A 16,095-nucleotide genomic window follows, 5' to 3' on the forward strand; every position below is an offset into this window, starting at 1 on the left:
ACCCGTTGCATCTCAAGCGGCATATGCGTTGGCTGCCTTCCTGCGACTCGAATTATTTAGGGTATATAAGGACGACTTTATGTATTACGGTTTTGATATGGGCGGCACCAAAATAGAGTTGGGTGTTTTTGATGCCAATCTGCAACGAATCTGGCATAAGCGAGTCCCAACACCGCGTGAAGACTATCAGCAATTGCTGCAAACATTACACAGTCTGACGCTGGAAGCGGATGCTCACTGTGGTGCTAAAGGCAGTGTGGGTATTGGCATTCCTGGCCTACCCAATGCCGATGATGGCACAGTATTTACGGCTAATGTGCCTGCGGCAATGGGGCAACCATTACAGGCCGACCTCTCCCGTTTGATTGAACGTGAAGTCCGTATCGATAATGACGCCAACTGTTTCGCCTTGTCTGAAGCCTGGGATCCGGAGTTTCGTACTTACCCAACCGTGCTCGGGTTGATCCTCGGTACCGGCGTTGGCGGCGGCCTGATTGTGAATGGCAGTATTGTCAGTGGGCGTAACCATATTACGGGTGAATTTGGCCACTTCCGCTTGCCGATAGATGCTCTGGATATCCTGGGTGCTGATATTCCACGGGTACCCTGTGGTTGCGGTCATAATGGCTGTATAGAAAATTATATCTCCGGGCGTGGTTTTGAATGGATGTATAAGCACTTCAATCAGGGATCTTTGCCTGCAACCCAAATCATTGCCAACTATAATGCCGGTGAACCTAATGCTGTGGCACATGCTGAACGCTTTATGGATGTGTTGGCGGTATGCTTAGGTAACTTACTAACCATGCTTGATCCCCATTTAGTGGTGATTGGCGGTGGGTTATCCAATTTTGAAAAAATCTATCAGGAATTGCCAAAACGCTTACCGCAGCATTTATTGCGAGTGGCTCGATTGCCACGCATTGAAAAAGCGCGTTATGGTGACGCTGGCGGCGTTCGTGGGGCCGCGTTCCTGCATTTGTCTGAGCGTTAGTTGGCAAATAACAAATAACAATACCTAATATAGAGGCAAAAGGTTATGCGCATTCGCCATCGACTAAGTCGCTTTCGCAAGAATAAGCATTTGCGGCATCAACGTTTTCGCTCCCGTATTTTTCATCGGGACAGTGCCGCGATATCAGAAATGAAAAAGCCATTTGTGGTGGTTCTTACTGGTGCGGGCATCTCCGCTGAATCAGGTATTCGTACTTTCCGTGCGCATGATGGCTTATGGGAAGAACATCAGGTGGAGGATGTTGCAACGCCTGAAGGGTATCGCCGGGATCCTGAATTAGTTCAGGCTTTTTATAATGCGCGTCGCCACCAATTGCAGCAACCGGATATTGCACCCAATGCGGCCCATTTCGCACTGGCTGATTTGGAAGCGGTACTGGGCGATAACTTTGTACTGATCACCCAAAATATTGATAATTTGCACGAGAGAGCCGGAAGCAAGCGTGTCATTCATATGCATGGTGAACTGCTGAAAGTGCGTTGCACTCAGTCTGGTCAGGTGCTGGATTGGCCAGGCCCTCTTTCTGCCGATGAACGTTGCCATTGTTGCCAATTCCCATCGCCGCTGCGGCCACACATTGTGTGGTTTGGTGAGATGCCGATGGGGATGGATGAGATCTATCAGGCACTGGCCGAAGCTGATTTCTTTATCTCTATTGGCACCTCAGGGCATGTGTACCCTGCGGCCGGTTTTGTCCATGAATCAACACTGCACGGTGCCCATACTGTTGAATTGAATCTGGAACCCAGCCAAGTGGAAAGCCAGTTTGATGAAAAACACTATGGCTTAGCCAGTAAAGTAGTACCGGAATATGTGCGCGAGTTTTTAACCACGCGGGGTGAGAATCGTCAAGGCGATATTCTGCCTAATTGAAGCCGCAGTGCTTTAGCGGTACTTAACCAACAGTGGCGTATAAACAAGCGATAAGCTCTGCCGATTGGTGAATAAATCACCCGGCAGAGTTTTTGAGTCGTACCTTATTATTCTGGCTTAAGTTTGTCTAAAGCTGACCTGACGCAATATTTGATTATGATCACTTCCCCATAATGATATTCACTATTATGAGGGTGGGAACCATGGATAAATTACTCGACCGCTTTTTCAACTATGTTTCTTTTGATACACAAGCAAAAGCCAATGTAAAATCCGTGCCGAGCACTGAAGGGCAGCGCAAGCTTGCTCAGGCGTTACAACATGAGTTGCAGGCGCTTGGTTTTTCTCCGGTTACTTTGAGTGACCATGGCTGCGTGATGGCAACATTACCGGCGAATGTCTCCTGGCCGGTCCCCACCATTGGTTTTATTGCGCATCTTGATACTTCACCCGACTTCTCGGGTAAAAATGTTAATCCGCAGATTCTGGAAAACTACCGTGGCGGGGATATAGCCTTGGGTATAGGTGACGAAGTGTTGTCTCCAGTCATGTTTCCGGTATTGCACCAGTTACTGGGTCATACATTGATTACTACTGATGGTAAAACATTGTTGGGAGCCGATGACAAAGCCGGTATTGCTGAGATTATCACCGCCATGGTGCGCTTAAAACACCACAATGTGCCTCATGGTGAAATCCGTATTGCTTTCACTCCCGATGAGGAAGTGGGTAAAGGCGCGCGTTTCTTTAATGTGGCAGAATTCGGTGCTCAGTGGGCTTATACCGTTGATGGTGGTGGTGTCGGCGAGTTAGAGTTCGAGAATTTTAATGCGGCGTCAGTGACAATAAAACTTGTCGGTAATAGCGTTCATCCCGGGAGTGCTAAAGGGGTAATGGTTAACGCGTTGTCGCTGGCTACCCATATTCATCAGGAACTTCCTGCTAATGAAACCCCTGAATGTACTGAGGGTTACGACGGTTTCTATCATCTGCAAAGTATTAAAGGCACCGTTGAACGAGCTGAAATGCATTATATCGTGCGGGATTTCAGCCGGGATGGTTTTGCAGCGCGCAAGAAGAATATGGTAGACATTGCCAGGCGGGTAGGGAAAGGTTTACACCCTGACTGTTATATCGAAATCGTTATGGATGACAGTTATTACAATATGCGTGAGCATATTATTAAACACCCGCATATCATCGAGCTGGCGCAGCAGGCGATGCGTGATTGCGAAATAACCCCCATGATGAAACCGATCCGTGGCGGCACTGATGGCGCTCAATTATCCTTCCTCGGTTTGCCTTGCCCGAATATATTTACTGGCGGCTATAATTTCCACGGTAAACATGAGTTTATTACCCTGGAAGGAATGGAAAAAGCGGTTGCAGTCATTATGCGGATTGCGGAATTAGCGGCTAAACGGGCTAAAGAGTCATAAGCTTATCGATCACACCAACACGTTGAGATTAATGACAAAGTGCTCACCACGGAGAGAACCGGCAGAGGATAAAACGCCGTAAACCTATCCTTGGCGCGGGCGCTTTACTCTTCTGCCTATCCTCACCGCCTAACATCGAGTCATCGGAGTTTGTCAGCCGTCTAATGCCCCATTTATGGGGCATTTTTGCATAATAAACCGAAAACTAGTCGTTAAAATACCAATAACCGTTGTTCACCAGTGCGGTAAGCATTGCCAGGAAGGAAGGGTCTTCCAGTGCCTCGCCCAGTTTCTCTGCATCAACACTGTAGTGTTGACATAATGCATCGGCAGCTTCTAAGTGTGGCGTATTAATCAATTCACCGTTAGCAAAGCATTGATTGCCGATGCGTAGAACACGCAAACCAGTAAGACGTTGTAATTCATCGCCTTGCCGCAGCAGTTCATAGATGTCTCCAGCTTGATAAGGCGGTTCTGGTGGTGCTATATCCAGCTCGTGGCGTGATTGAGAAATGAACTCGCCAAACCAGTTTTGGAAATGCTCAGGTTGTTGGACTAAATCCAGCATCATCGAGCGAAGTTTATCCACCTCTTGTGGTAACACTTCTGCCGGATGCTCCCTTAATTGCAAATCTGGATCACTATAGCGGTAGCTGCCTAACTCGCGTGAAAGCACATAGTCAGCAAAACCACTGACCAATTCACGGGCATTCGGTGCACGAAAACCGACCGAGTAATTCAGTGAGTTTTCAAGCGCGTAGCCTTCATGAGGGAAGCCCGGTGGAATATAGAGAATATCACCCGGCTCCATTTCTTCATCAATGATGGCATCGAAAGGCCCGACTTGCAGTAAATCAGGATGTGGACAATGCTGCTTCATTTCGGCTTTTTCGCCAACTCGCCAGCGGCGGCGGCCAGTCCCTTGAATGATAAAGACATCATATTGGTCAAAGTGTGGGCCTACGCCACCACCGGGTACCGAGAAGGAGATCATTAAATCGTCCATACGCCAATCAGAGAGCTGGCGGAAGGGGTGCATTAATGCTGCTGCGGGTTCATGCCAGTGATCAACAGCCTGAACCAGTAGCGACCAGTTAGTTTCACCTAAGTGATCAAAACTTTCAAACGGTCCATGGCCCACTTGCCAGCGGCCTTCTTTATGACTTACCAGGCGGCTATCGACTTCATTTTCCATGGCTAATCCGGCAAGTTCATCCGGCGAGAGTGGGTCGATAAAGTTTTTAAAACCGCGTTTGAGGATAACGGGGCGTTTCTGCCAATAGCGTTGCAGAAAATCAGGCCAATCGAGATCGAGTTGGTAATCCATATTTTATTCCAGAGCAGGGAGTGAGCTTGCCTGTGATTATAACGGATGCCAGCCATCAGTATCAGGGGCTGACAGCCAAATTTTGTTAATCATCGTGATAATCATGCTGCTGGCCAAAGGTCACCATCATTTTTGCTCCACCCAGAGGGCTTTCAGTGATGGAAATCTCGCCTTGATACTGTTCAATGATTTCGGCGGCGACTGACAACCCTAGCCCTTGCCCAGGGCGTAACGTATCGACTCGCTGGCCTCGCTGGAAAATTAACTGCCTTTTACTTTCAGGGATGCCTAGCCCGTCATCATCAACCACAATGGTTAGCTGTTTTTCAGAATGCAGGGCAGTAATCTCGACGAATTCCAGGCAATACTTACAGGCGTTATCCAGCACATTGCCCATCACTTCCATAAAGTCATTTTTCTCACCAAGGAAGGTGACTTCAGGTGAGATATCCAGTGTGAGTACCACCCCTTTACGCTGATAAACTTTGTTTAGTGCGCTGCACAAACTGTCCAGCAGGGCAGTGACCGAATGAATTTCCCGCACCAGAACATTATGTTCGGAACGCATACTGGCGCGATGCAGGTAATAACCTATCTGCTGAGATATCCGACTTATCTGCTCAAGCATGATAGGTTCGACCTCTTCGATAGTCGTTTGCTTGCCAGTGCGTAAAGAACGTAAGGTGGTCTGTAATACGGCAAGCGGCGTCTTAATACTGTGAGTGAGGTCTGATAGAGTGGTGCGATACTTGGTATAACGCTGGCGCTCATTGGTTAGCAGAATATTGAGATTTCGGACTAAGCTCTGTAACTCACGGGGAGAGCCCTCATCCAACTGTTCGCGCTCTCCTTTTTCCAACTGACTGATCTGAGTGACTAATGACTTAATAGGTCGCAGGCTCCAATAAGCTGCCAGCCACAGTAAAGGAACAACCAACAGTAAATTAGCCAGTAAGACGTAGCTAAACCAGCTCCAGACTAAGTCAGAACGCTGTAGTTCCTGTGGGATAGTATCTACCACTACAATGGTTAGCTGCGGTAAGCGGGAGGTTGCTGGGTAAGTATTGACGGAGACTGAGTGAGTCAGCGCGCTGTTGTCGGTATCGTCGTATTTCTTGAGCTGGTCTTGGGCTTTTGGGTTATCGCCCATCATCATACTGCTGATATGCGTTCCGGTATCCAGTTCGTAAAAGCCCGGTTTTTGTAGCCAGTTTTTTTCGATATGGGACTCAAGCTCGGGGACATGACGCTGACGCCACAAGATATTGCCATCTTTATCGTAAATAAGAACCAGAGAGGGGATGTTCAGTTCAAGTTCAGGGGGCACCGAAATACTGAGTTTGTTGTCATGCCACTGGGCCAGGCTGAAAAATAAGTTACTTTCACCACGATGAGCACTGAACGTGTTTTTATCAAAGCTGACAATATAGCCGACCACCGCGACCATACCATAAGATAACGACAGCGCCAGGATGACACCCGCTGTCGCCATAAGAAAACGCGCACGAAGGGAGAATGGTTTACTATTTTTCCTGAGCATGGTGTCTAGTTGGCGTCAAAACGGTATCCCTGACCACGGATGGTCGTAATCACTTCACCTTCATGCTCTGCCAGCAGTTTTTTACGTAAGCGGCCCATTAACACATCAATGGTGTGGCTCTCTCGTAGTTCTGCATCAGGATACAGTTGCAGCATGAGTGTATCTTTGCTGACGACTTTACCTGCATTACGGATAAGGGTTTCGATGATAGTATATTCGAAAGCGGTCAGTTTAATCTGTTGCTGATTGATACACAACTCTCGCCGCGAGAGGTCAATCTGAAATGGAGGGAATTCAATCACCTGAGATGCTAAACCAATATTGCGCCGCATCAGCGCCTGCATCCGCGCGATGACTTCCTCCAGGTGAAAGGGTTTAGTCACGTAATCGTCTGCACCGGCTTCCAGCACTGCAACTTTATCTTGCCAACTTTCGCGCGCAGTCAGCACCAGAATGGGCAAATTTGTTTGATGGCTGCGCCAGCGACGGATAAGGCTTAATCCATCTTCACCGGGGAGGCCAAGATCGATAATGGCGATATCCGGGGCGTGCTCCTGTAAGAAATAGTCTGCCTCTTTGGCATCTTCCGCCGCATCAACTTGATGGCCCATTTCACGCATTTGTACCGTAAGATGGTGACGCAACAAAGCATTATCTTCCACAACCAGAACCCGCATACCACATTCCTCGTTAAGACTTGCCAGATCATCGGATATTATCTGGCAAGTCTGGCATTAAAACCAACTGTTTAGAAGTTATAACGCAAACCCGCTTGCATTGCCTGATCACTGACTTTCCAGTTATGGTAGGTATAACCTACTTCGGCCGCCAGGCTCGGTGTAAAGGCGTAACTGGTCATAATTCGTGCTTCATGGAATGCACGGTGATCATAGTTTGCCATACGGTAGGCAACATCCATACCGATGCTCTGCGTGAGTTTGCTTTTAATACCGATTTCACCCGTAGCACTATTGTATCTATTGGTTTTTTCACCGTTTTTACTGGCGTCAAATACCATGGCACGGCGGCTACCGCCAGCTAAAACATACCAGTCTATATTAGGTGAAAAAGCAAAATGATAACCCAGACCGAGGACGGCTTCGGCAAGGCCCCGGTCTTTATTAGCGATGCTGTTCACTCGGCCATCAATAAACAGATTGTTATCAAAACCATAGCCGCCGTTAAGGTAGATCCCCCCCATATCACGGTTGCCGATATGGTTGTAATTCTTTTGATCAAATTGCTTATTAAAACGGGCATTGCTGCTGATGGCACCGTATTGCAAGCCACCTGCGACATAAGTGTAATCAGCGGCCAAAGCAGCAGTACAGGTGCCCATCAGGGCGAGGGATAATAGGGTTTTCTTTAACATTGTGATAATAGCTCCTACGATTGTAACGTCCTTTTTGACATCGTTGGCATTATTAATGACAGCGGCTAAACCGTGGCTAAACAGGGGCGGTACGCGGAGGAATAAGAAAAAGCGGAGAAACAATACAGATGGCATTAACCACCTGTATTAGAGGCTAAAACATTACTTTAATTCATCGACCATCGTGGTAGCCCGACCAATATAGTTGGCTGGGGTCATTGCCTTCAGGCGGGTTTTCTCTGCTTCGGGTAAGGCAAGACCATCGATAAACGCCTGCATGCCGGCAGCATCAACACGCTTGCCACGGGTGAGTTCTTTTAGTTTTTCATATGGTTTTTCAATGCCATAACGGCGCATAACAGTTTGGATTGGCTCTGCCAGAACTTCCCAGTTGTGATCCAGCTCTTCCCGCAGGTGCGCTTCATTGACTTCCAGCTTGCTAATCCCTTTCATCGTAGCTTGATAGGCAATCAAGGCATAACCCAGACCCACGCCCAAATTACGTAGCACGGTAGAGTCTGTTAGATCGCGCTGCCAGCGTGAAACCGGCAATTTACTGGCCAAATGACCCAATACCGCATTGGACAGACCCAAATTGCCTTCGGAGTTTTCGAAGTCGATAGGGTTTACTTTATGTGGCATGGTACTTGAGCCAATTTCACCGGCAATGGTTCTTTGTTTGAAGTGGTTCAGTGCGACATAACCCCAGATATCACGGTCAAAATCGATCAATATGGTATTGAAACGGGCCACGCAGTCAAACAGCTCGGCAATATAATCGTGAGGTTCGATTTGTGTAGTGTATGGGTTCCAGTTAATCCCCAAAGACGTCACAAAACTTTCACTGAACTTATGCCAGTCAACTTCAGGGTAAGCAACGATATGAGCATTATAGTTGCCTACCGCACCATTGATTTTACCCAGAATTTCTACTTGTGACAGTTGACGGAACTGGCGTTCCATACGGTAGGCCACGTTCGCCATTTCTTTACCTATCGTTGAGGGTGTCGCCGGTTGACCGTGGGTACGGGACAACAGCGGCAAATCACGATGCTGGTGGGCCAAAGCTTTAATCGAATCGATAATCTGACGCCACATCGGCAAAACCACATCTTGACGAGCGGTTTGCAACATTAAGGCGTGGGACAAGTTATTGATGTCTTCTGAAGTACAAGCGAAGTGAATGAATTCTGACACTGCGTGCAGCGCGGGAACGCTCTCTACTTTTTCTTTCAGGAAATATTCAACCGCTTTTACATCATGATTTGTCGTGCGTTCAATGGTTTTGATGCGTTGTGCATCCTGTTCATTGAAATCTTGCACTATTTTATCGAGGTAAGCGTTTGCGTCGGCATCAAAAGCCGGAACTTCTTTGATTTCTGCACAGGCGGCCAGTTTTTGCAGCCAACGTACTTCGACCTGCACACGGAATTTTAGCAAACCGAATTCGCTAAAGATTGGGCGCAGTGCGCTGACTTTGTCGCCGTAGCGTCCATCAATAGGGGAAACAGCGGTCAGTGAGGATAATTCCATCGGTGGCAACTCCTGAGATCAGATTTCAATTATGAGCAAGAATACTCTGGGCTTGTTTAAACAGGCGATTTCGTGAAAACATTAACTGCAAGCGGCTTCCGCCGACTTGTTGCCAAAGCACGGCTGAGCGGATACCCGCCAGCAGGGCGGCCCGAATTTTTGCCTGCACCAGTGTGCTTTGTAATATTGCGGGTGAACCAATAACCTGAATTCGTGGGCCGAGTGGGCTGATGACATCAGTATAAATGGATGCCAACGAACTCATCATGGTTTCAGATTCAAGATCGAAATGTGCCAATTGGCGATCAAGCTGGCTAATACGATCACCCAAAGTACTCATGGCGGATTTATTGGCATTGAGTTTGCGTTCTAATACCATCAGGCTCAGGGTATAGCGGGTCAGTTCTGCCGCCAGCCCTTGACGATTGGCATTTAAAACACTTTGTAAGGTCTCCAACCCCATTTTCAGGGATTGTTCATTCCCCCCATATACCGCAAGAGTGGAAGGGGGATCTGTTTGCAGTAACCCGCCTAGCAGGGTGCTGAACGCTTCATTATCGCACTGGCCTTCATGAGCCAATTGCTGAACCAGGCGAGCTGATTGGCAGATCCCCGCCAATGCCAGTGTAATATCATAATAATTCTTCGCCACGGTCACTCCTGTAAGCGTTCTGGTTTATTAATTGGTCAATTTAGTTTGCGGTTGAACCGGTCAGCGGATAACGTTCTTCAATAATACCCCCACCGAGGCAGACTTCGCCTTGGTAGAAGACTGCAGACTGGCCGGGAGTCACTGCTGCAACCGGTTCATCAAACCGAACGTCGACACGCTGGTCATCCAGAGGGGTTACGGTACAGGGAATGTCTTGCTGGCGGTAACGTGTTTTTACCACACAACGGAAAGTGGTAGTGACGGGTTGTCTATCAACCCAATGCAACTGTTGGGCAATCAGGCCCACAGACATTAAGCGTGGATGTTCATGCCCTTGAGCCACCAGTAGGATGTTATTGGCAACATCTTTGTCCACGACATACCATGGATCACCGCCACCGTCTTTGGTACCACCGATACCCAACCCTTTACGCTGCCCTAAGGTGTGATACATCAAACCTTGATGCTCACCCATACGCTGGCCATCAACTGTCATAATTGGGCCTGGCTGTGCGGGCAGATAGCGGCCGAGGAAATCACGGAATTTACGTTCGCCGATAAAGCAGATACCGGTAGAGTCTTTTTTCTTGGCGGTGACCAGTTCAAGTTGCTCGGCGATCCGGCGAACTTCGGGTTTCTCTAGCTCACCGACCGGGAACAGACTTTGAGCAAGCTGTTCGTGGCTTAAGGTGTAGAGGAAGTAGCTTTGATCTTTATTACCATCTAAACCACGTAACAAGCGACTTTTACCATCAACATCCTGACGGCGGACATAGTGGCCGGTGGCAATGTAATCCGCGCCCAGATCTTCGGCGGCAAACTCAAGGAACGCTTTAAATTTTATTTCTTTATTACACAGAATATCGGGGTTAGGTGTGCGCCCGGCTTTATATTCTGCCAGGAACAATTCGAACACGTTATCCCAGTATTCTGCTGCAAAATTGACGGTGTGCAACTCCATGCCCAGCTTGTCACATACCGCTTGCGCATCGGCCAGATCGGTCGCCGCTGAGCAATACTCTTCACCATCGTCCTCCTCCCAGTTCTTCATGAACAGGCCAGCAACCTGGTAGCCCTGTTGCTGGAGCAGATAGGCGGAAACGGAAGAGTCGACACCGCCGGACATACCGACGATTACTTTTTTCTGGCTGTTATCTGACATGGGGTCTCACTAACGTAAATACCTAAAGTTCCGGTAAAGAGTATGGCGGATGATATTACCCGAACAATTTGTCGCCACGGCCGCCATTACGACTTAGGCATTATAAAAACAAGCGCCGGATTTTATCACGTTGACTGCTTCACTGCATTGCCGATTTGAAATTACCTAAGTCAATCAAACTCGCCTTTATAAGGGCCAATTAAAAGAGCCGACCAAATCAAGTGGATAACGCTCTGGTTGTTGATAGCAACGGATACTCTCAGCGACCAGTGGTGAGCGCAAGTTGGCGGATTGCAGTATTTCATCGGCGGTAAGCCACAAACAGCCGTCAATATCGCTGTCATTAGGATGGGTTAGCAATGGCTCCAGCAGTTCAATAACAAACGCGAAACGTAAAAATGGCGTGTTGTCCGGCGCTATCCATTGATGCATCCGCAAAAAAGATTGTGGTGTGGCGCGAATACCGGTTTCTTCCCATAGCTCTCTTTCTGCGGCTTGAAGCAGAGTTTCATCCGCTTCCAGGTGACCAGCAGGTTGATTCCATAGCTTTTTATGGCCGATAGTCTCTTCGACGACCAGAAATCTCCCTTGAGCGTGCACGACACAAGCGACGGTAACATGGGGTTTAAACATCTGTAATCTCCTTCCATTCGCCGGGCTGTAAATTGCCAAGGCTTAAATTTCCCATACTAAAACGGATCAGGCGCAGGGTAGGGAAGCCAATATGGGCGGTCATCCTGCGCACTTGCCGGTTGCGACCTTCGTAAAGCGTTATTCTCAACCAACTGGTGGGGATGGCTTTGCGCTCCCGGATCGGCGGATTGCGCGGCCATAACCATTCAGGTGTGCTAACCAACTCAGCACCGGCGGGTAAGGTCGGGCCATCTTTTAAGGTCATTCCGCGTCTTAGCTGAGCGAGAGCTTCATCTCCGGGTACGCCTTCTACTTGCACAAAATAGACTTTACCGGTTTTTTGCGCCGGTTGCGTAAGCCTGGCCTGTAGCTTGCCATCATTGGTTAATACCAGTAAACCTTCACTGTCGCGATCTAAGCGGCCTGCCGCATAAACATCATTAAAAGGAATAAATGCCTTCAAAGTCCTGCGCCCGGACTCATCTGTAAATTGTGGTAACACGTCGAAGGGCTTGTTGAATAACAGCACCCGCCGTGGGGTGACCGGCTTCGGCTGTTTAGCCTGTACCTTGGAGCTGAATCGGTTAACTTTGTGATTTTTAACAGAGAATTTATTCATGATTATTGCGATCTCGAATGATTAGCGCATTATACCTCAATCCGTTTCGGATTGGCGTGGAACGAATATTCAAGTAGTATTGACACGAATATTACAAGGCATTAACAAAATTGCGCTGAAGGAGAGGTTGATGGAAAGCAAAGTAGTGGTTCCGGCAGAAGGTCAGAAAATTACTGTCGATGCTCAGGGTAAACTGGTTGTTCCGCATAATCCGATCATTCCATTTATTGAAGGTGATGGTATTGGCGTTGATGTGACCCCAGCCATGATCCACGTGGTAGATGCCGCGGTTAAAAAAGCCTATAAAGGTGAGCGTAAAATCGCCTGGATGGAAATCTACACCGGTGAGAAATCTACGCATGTTTATGGCAAAGACGTTTGGCTGCCAGAAGAAACATTGGATCTGATTCGTGACTACCGCGTTGCGATTAAAGGCCCGTTGACCACGCCAGTCGGTGGTGGCATTCGTTCTTTGAACGTGGCGTTACGCCAACAACTCGATCTGTATGTGTGTCTGCGTCCGGTGCGTTATTACGAAGGCACGCCAAGCCCGGTAAAACATCCAGAATTGACTAATATGGTGATTTTCCGCGAAAACGCGGAAGACATCTATGCGGGTATCGAATGGAAAGCCGGTTCACCAGAAGCTGAAAAAGTCATTAAGTTCCTGCGTGAAGAGATGGGCGTGAAGAAAATCCGCTTCCCTGAACAATGTGGTATAGGCGTAAAACCGTGTTCAGAAGAAGGGACTAAGCGTCTGGTACGTGCAGCGATTGAGTATGCTATTGCTAACGATCGTGAATCAGTCACTCTGGTTCATAAAGGCAACATTATGAAATTCACCGAAGGCGCATTTAAAGACTGGGGTTACCAGTTAGCGCGTGAGGAATTTGGTGGTGAGCTGATCGATGGCGGCCCTTGGGTTAAAATCAAAAACCCAAAAAATGGCAAAGAGATCATCGTGAAAGATGTGATTGCTGATGCCTTCCTACAACAAATTCTGCTGCGCCCTGCCGAATATGATGTTATCGCGTGTATGAACTTAAACGGTGATTATATCTCTGATGCTTTGGCGGCACAGGTTGGCGGTATCGGCATTGCCCCTGGCGCTAACATTGGTGATGACTGTGCGCTATTTGAGGCCACTCACGGCACGGCACCAAAATATGCGGGTCAGGATAAAGTGAACCCAGGTTCAATTATTCTGTCCGCAGAAATGATGCTGCGTCATATGGGCTGGACTGAAGCGGCTGATTTAATCATTAAAGGCACCCAAGGCGCAATTCAGGCCAAGACTGTGACTTATGATTTTGAACGCCTGATGGAAGGCGCTAAGCTGTTGAAATGTAGTGAATTTGGCGACGCCATTATTCAACACATGTAATTCTAACGCATCTAAAAAACTTCACGGGGGCTTATGCTTCCGTGGGTTTTCCAGCTCTCCAATATTTCTTCTGCAAAACTCCTGCAAAACCCTTCTGCAAAACTCCTGCAAAACCCTTCTGCAAAACTGCACAAAAAACAACCTCAATCAAACAGCTAACACCAGCCATTCTTTACCCCGGTCATCATTATATTTATCAGTCATTGCTTGATTTTTATGTCCGAGCAACGTTTTAGTATCCACTCCTTGTTCTCGATATAACCTTTCTGCTAAGGATCGCTGCTCATGAAATGTAGGTGGGGTACCGTCTTTCCATTGCAATCCACTTTTGTCTCTGGCCGCCGAAAATCCGGTAGTGATTGCATTGCTAGATACTTGACCGCCTCGTTTAGCCATTGATGTTGTATGGTGATAATGAAGTATGTACGGACTAACGATCATATTGCGGCACCGTGCTATAACATCTTGCAGCGTATAACCGACAGAGTCGCACTTTAGGGTTACCGGTATTGCTATTCTGGTACCCGTTTTTTCCTGCACAATGTGAAGGTGATTATCCCAAACATCGCTAAATTTCATGCCAGCGATATCCCCTAAGCGCTGGCCAGTAACCAAAGCAAGAAGCATTGCATTTTGGATATAACCTTGCATATTTTCAGCGGCATTGAATATTGACTCCCATTCATCAAAATTCAAGCGGATGCGGGTAACCTTGTTTGCTGGTTGTTTGGTGGCCAGAGCCGGATTGTAGCCTGGAGGAACCTCTCCGGAGTGTTGAGCTTCTTTATACACATCGATCAGTACCATCCGAACAACCTGCGCCATCCGTTTTTGCCCCTTGTCTTTGTACTCTTCAATTACGGAAGCTATATCGCGAGCACCGACATCAGGAAGGGGTAGCATTCCACAATGACGTCTGAATGCTTCGACTGGCGCACTTTTTTGCTTAAGAGTGTTGAGTTTTATTTCCTCACTGTCGTAACGTTCTTGCTGGATAGCGAGGTAACGATCTAACCAGGTGTTAACTGTTATCGCTTTACCTATCTTGAGGCTGATCTCATCCCTTGCTTTAAGCAGTTGGCCCATTTGTTGGTTGGCAAAGCGGCTATTAGCCTCAATAGCTATAGCCTTTGCGGCAGCCTCATCATCACCTAATCCATGAAATTTACGGGTGATAGGGTGCTTGTAACGCCAGTACACCTTTTTTGTTCTGGCGTCCGTATAGCACGATAGACCTGGTACATTTACATTGTACTTACGAGGTCTGGCCATCTTCCATTATCCTCTTCAAGCGTGGATCATCGTCTTTCTTCACTACTGGCTTGACTGTTATCCCGACGAATCGGGCACTTTTGTCAACCCGCCAGCACCTGCCAGCCTTAAAGGGCGGCGGTGATATCATGCCATGTTGCGCATATTTTAGTAGCGTTGGATAGCTGGGTATCGGATCGTCAAACTCCTCTGCAGCCCATGCTCCCAAGGTTTGAGTCCTAGCCATAATTAGCCGCCTTGCTTATCTGTAGGGTAAAACATTGGTGAACACTCTGACGGATAGCCCGCTTTCCGTATTGCGATCGAGCACAGGGCAATGGCTTGGTTGTGGATGCCAGCCTTAATAAGTTCCTCACCCTCTAGGCCGTCGATATCCATCAGGGGAGGGAGAGTTACCGGCGTCTTGATTGCCGCTTGCCATGCTATCCAAGGGCGATCTATATGTTCGTTGTAATAATGACGTAGAGCGAGTGACCATCCGCTGGCCCGCGATCGGTGACTTCAACGACATGATTATAAATGGTGCGGCAGTGTATGAGTGGCCCTTATTGAGGACGGCATAATGAAATTAGAATCAGCAATTAAGCAGTTCAGCGCCAAGAGCCAGATGATTACGGATTCCCCTCGCGCTACCTCTTCCGATTCGCTCAAAGGGCCAGATATGGCAGCCGCAATGGGAATGGTTGAGGCTCGGGCCAGTTTCGGCATGGCGGCATATTTGGGTAAGGTCGGCATCAGCAAAGAGGACCGGATCCGAACAGTTGAGCAGCTTACCCAATTCGCCATGAAGAACGCCCCGAAGCATGTCGGTAAAGCATCTGGACGCCGAATGGCTCAATGCATGGTTATCTTGTCTAAATTTGCCTACGAGGAATACAGCAGTTCAGCAGCGGCTACTACCACATGTAAACACTGCAAAGGGAAGAGGCTGATTTACAGCATTCAAAAAGTGGTTAAACACCCCGGATGCGGTGAAAAAACAGATGCATGGATAGAGGATGAACTGGTGGGTGAATTGTGCATTCCCTGTAACGGAAAGGGGAAAATTTCCCATCGTTGCCGCTGCAATGGTACCGGTAAAGTGCGTGACCTTGAGAAATCCAAACGGCTTGGCGCGCCAGTCGAGAAAGAGTGTGAACGCTGCTCAGGAATTGGATACAAACGGACACCCTCAACAACAGCTTACAGAGCGATTACAGCGCTGCTTCCTGAACTTACCCAATCATCTTGGTCGCGTAACTGGAAGCCATTCTATGCGTCGCTGGTGGCTAAAT

16 protein-coding genes are annotated in these 16,095 nt (G+C 48.1%); 5 read left to right on the plus strand and 11 right to left on the minus strand.

The window, feature by feature from the left end; genetic code table 11:
• The first annotated feature begins 79 nt into the window (after positions 1 to 79).
• From nagK to pepT, 3 genes are all read left to right on the plus strand, one after another.
• Positions 80 to 994 (plus strand): N-acetylglucosamine kinase, encoded by a 915-nt coding sequence (nagK, locus tag AEP37_RS17815; protein ID WP_049614604.1) that lies wholly within the window; start codon positions 80 to 82, stop codon positions 992 to 994.
• A 45-nt stretch (positions 995 to 1,039) separates the two neighbouring features.
• Entirely contained in the window at positions 1,040 to 1,888 is an 849-nt protein-coding gene (gene cobB, locus AEP37_RS17820) for a Sir2 family NAD+-dependent deacetylase (protein WP_049614605.1), read from the plus strand.
• Between the two features lie 203 nt (positions 1,889 to 2,091).
• The gene (pepT, locus tag AEP37_RS17825) at positions 2,092 to 3,327 is read left to right on the plus strand and encodes a peptidase T (RefSeq protein ID WP_049614606.1); all 1,236 of its coding nucleotides are present in this window, start codon (positions 2,092 to 2,094) and stop codon (positions 3,325 to 3,327) included.
• A 205-nt stretch (positions 3,328 to 3,532) separates the two neighbouring features.
• Here the strand turns inward: pepT and AEP37_RS17830 are convergent, their stop codons facing one another.
• From AEP37_RS17830 to rluE, 9 genes are all read right to left on the minus strand, one after another.
• Positions 3,533 to 4,654 carry a ribosomal protein uL16 3-hydroxylase gene (locus AEP37_RS17830; RefSeq protein WP_049614607.1) on the minus strand — a complete coding sequence of 374 codons (1,122 nt, stop codon included), beginning with the start codon at positions 4,652 to 4,654 and terminating at the stop codon, positions 3,533 to 3,535.
• 85 nt (positions 4,655 to 4,739) lie between these two features.
• On the minus strand, positions 4,740 to 6,194 hold the full coding sequence (gene phoQ / locus AEP37_RS17835) for a two-component system sensor histidine kinase PhoQ (RefSeq protein ID WP_049614608.1): 1,455 nt from the start codon (positions 6,192 to 6,194) through the stop codon (positions 4,740 to 4,742).
• A 5-nt stretch (positions 6,195 to 6,199) separates the two neighbouring features.
• Positions 6,200 to 6,871 carry a two-component system response regulator PhoP gene (gene phoP, locus AEP37_RS17840; protein WP_049614609.1) on the minus strand — a complete coding sequence of 224 codons (672 nt, stop codon included), beginning with the start codon at positions 6,869 to 6,871 and terminating at the stop codon, positions 6,200 to 6,202.
• Positions 6,872 to 6,942: 71 nt separating this feature from the next.
• Positions 6,943 to 7,566 (minus strand): YPO1635 family putative outer membrane beta-barrel protein, encoded by a 624-nt coding sequence (locus tag AEP37_RS17845; RefSeq protein WP_049614621.1) that lies wholly within the window; start codon positions 7,564 to 7,566, stop codon positions 6,943 to 6,945.
• A 162-nt stretch (positions 7,567 to 7,728) separates the two neighbouring features.
• The gene (gene purB, locus AEP37_RS17850) at positions 7,729 to 9,099 is read right to left on the minus strand and encodes an adenylosuccinate lyase (RefSeq protein ID WP_049614610.1); all 1,371 of its coding nucleotides are present in this window, start codon (positions 9,097 to 9,099) and stop codon (positions 7,729 to 7,731) included.
• A 25-nt stretch (positions 9,100 to 9,124) separates the two neighbouring features.
• Entirely contained in the window at positions 9,125 to 9,751 is a 627-nt protein-coding gene (gene hflD / locus AEP37_RS17855; RefSeq protein WP_049614611.1) for a high frequency lysogenization protein HflD, read from the minus strand.
• 40 nt (positions 9,752 to 9,791) lie between these two features.
• Positions 9,792 to 10,913, minus strand: a complete 1,122-nt coding sequence (mnmA, locus tag AEP37_RS17860) for a tRNA 2-thiouridine(34) synthase MnmA (protein WP_049614612.1) — start codon at positions 10,911 to 10,913, stop codon at positions 9,792 to 9,794.
• Positions 10,914 to 11,099: 186 nt separating this feature from the next.
• Positions 11,100 to 11,546, minus strand: coding sequence for an NUDIX hydrolase (locus AEP37_RS17865; protein WP_049614613.1), 447 nt, complete (start codon positions 11,544 to 11,546; stop codon positions 11,100 to 11,102).
• Positions 11,539 to 12,165, minus strand: coding sequence for a 23S rRNA pseudouridine(2457) synthase RluE (rluE, locus tag AEP37_RS17870; RefSeq protein ID WP_049614614.1), 627 nt, complete (start codon positions 12,163 to 12,165; stop codon positions 11,539 to 11,541). Before rluE ends, AEP37_RS17865 begins: the two co-directional genes overlap by 8 nt.
• A 130-nt stretch (positions 12,166 to 12,295) precedes the next feature.
• Between rluE and icd the strand changes: the two genes are divergently transcribed.
• Complete coding sequence (icd, locus tag AEP37_RS17875) at positions 12,296 to 13,549, plus strand: NADP-dependent isocitrate dehydrogenase (RefSeq protein WP_049614615.1); 1,254 nt, start codon at positions 12,296 to 12,298, stop codon at positions 13,547 to 13,549.
• A 147-nt stretch (positions 13,550 to 13,696) separates the two neighbouring features.
• On the opposite strand, the gene AEP37_RS17880 is transcribed toward icd, so the two are convergent.
• Together AEP37_RS17880 and AEP37_RS17885 are read right to left on the minus strand one after the other, a co-directional pair.
• On the minus strand, positions 13,697 to 14,821 hold the full coding sequence (locus AEP37_RS17880) for a phage integrase Arm DNA-binding domain-containing protein (protein ID WP_049614616.1): 1,125 nt from the start codon (positions 14,819 to 14,821) through the stop codon (positions 13,697 to 13,699).
• On the minus strand, positions 14,805 to 15,047 hold the full coding sequence (locus AEP37_RS17885; RefSeq protein ID WP_049614617.1) for an excisionase: 243 nt from the start codon (positions 15,045 to 15,047) through the stop codon (positions 14,805 to 14,807). Before AEP37_RS17885 ends, AEP37_RS17880 begins: the two co-directional genes overlap by 17 nt.
• A 336-nt stretch (positions 15,048 to 15,383) precedes the next feature.
• Between AEP37_RS17885 and AEP37_RS17890 the strand changes: the two genes are divergently transcribed.
• Positions 15,384 to 16,095: antitermination protein Q (locus AEP37_RS17890; protein WP_049614618.1), on the plus strand; the 712-nt coding region annotated here is incomplete at its 3' end.

The organism is Yersinia pekkanenii (assembly GCF_001152565.1).
GTDB lineage: Bacteria > Pseudomonadota > Gammaproteobacteria > Enterobacterales > Enterobacteriaceae > Yersinia > Yersinia pekkanenii.

Coding starts and splice junctions, on each gene's coding strand:
- nagK (WP_049614604.1), top strand. CDS start 80: ATGTATTACGGTTTTGATATGGGCGGCACCAAAATAGAGTTGGGTGTT.
- cobB (WP_049614605.1), top strand. CDS start 1,040: ATGCGCATTCGCCATCGACTAAGTCGCTTTCGCAAGAATAAGCATTTG.
- pepT (WP_049614606.1), top strand. CDS start 2,092: ATGGATAAATTACTCGACCGCTTTTTCAACTATGTTTCTTTTGATACA.
- AEP37_RS17830 (WP_049614607.1), bottom strand. CDS start 4,654: ATGGATTACCAACTCGATCTCGATTGGCCTGATTTTCTGCAACGCTAT.
- phoQ (WP_049614608.1), bottom strand. CDS start 6,194: ATGCTCAGGAAAAATAGTAAACCATTCTCCCTTCGTGCGCGTTTTCTT.
- phoP (WP_049614609.1), bottom strand. CDS start 6,871: ATGCGGGTTCTGGTTGTGGAAGATAATGCTTTGTTGCGTCACCATCTT.
- AEP37_RS17845 (WP_049614621.1), bottom strand. CDS start 7,566: ATGTTAAAGAAAACCCTATTATCCCTCGCCCTGATGGGCACCTGTACT.
- purB (WP_049614610.1), bottom strand. CDS start 9,099: ATGGAATTATCCTCACTGACCGCTGTTTCCCCTATTGATGGACGCTAC.
- mnmA (WP_049614612.1), bottom strand. CDS start 10,913: ATGTCAGATAACAGCCAGAAAAAAGTAATCGTCGGTATGTCCGGCGGT.
- AEP37_RS17865 (WP_049614613.1), bottom strand. CDS start 11,546: ATGTTTAAACCCCATGTTACCGTCGCTTGTGTCGTGCACGCTCAAGGG.
- rluE (WP_049614614.1), bottom strand. CDS start 12,165: ATGAATAAATTCTCTGTTAAAAATCACAAAGTTAACCGATTCAGCTCC.
- icd (WP_049614615.1), top strand. CDS start 12,296: ATGGAAAGCAAAGTAGTGGTTCCGGCAGAAGGTCAGAAAATTACTGTC.
- AEP37_RS17880 (WP_049614616.1), bottom strand. CDS start 14,821: ATGGCCAGACCTCGTAAGTACAATGTAAATGTACCAGGTCTATCGTGC.
- AEP37_RS17885 (WP_049614617.1), bottom strand. CDS start 15,047: ATGGCTAGGACTCAAACCTTGGGAGCATGGGCTGCAGAGGAGTTTGAC.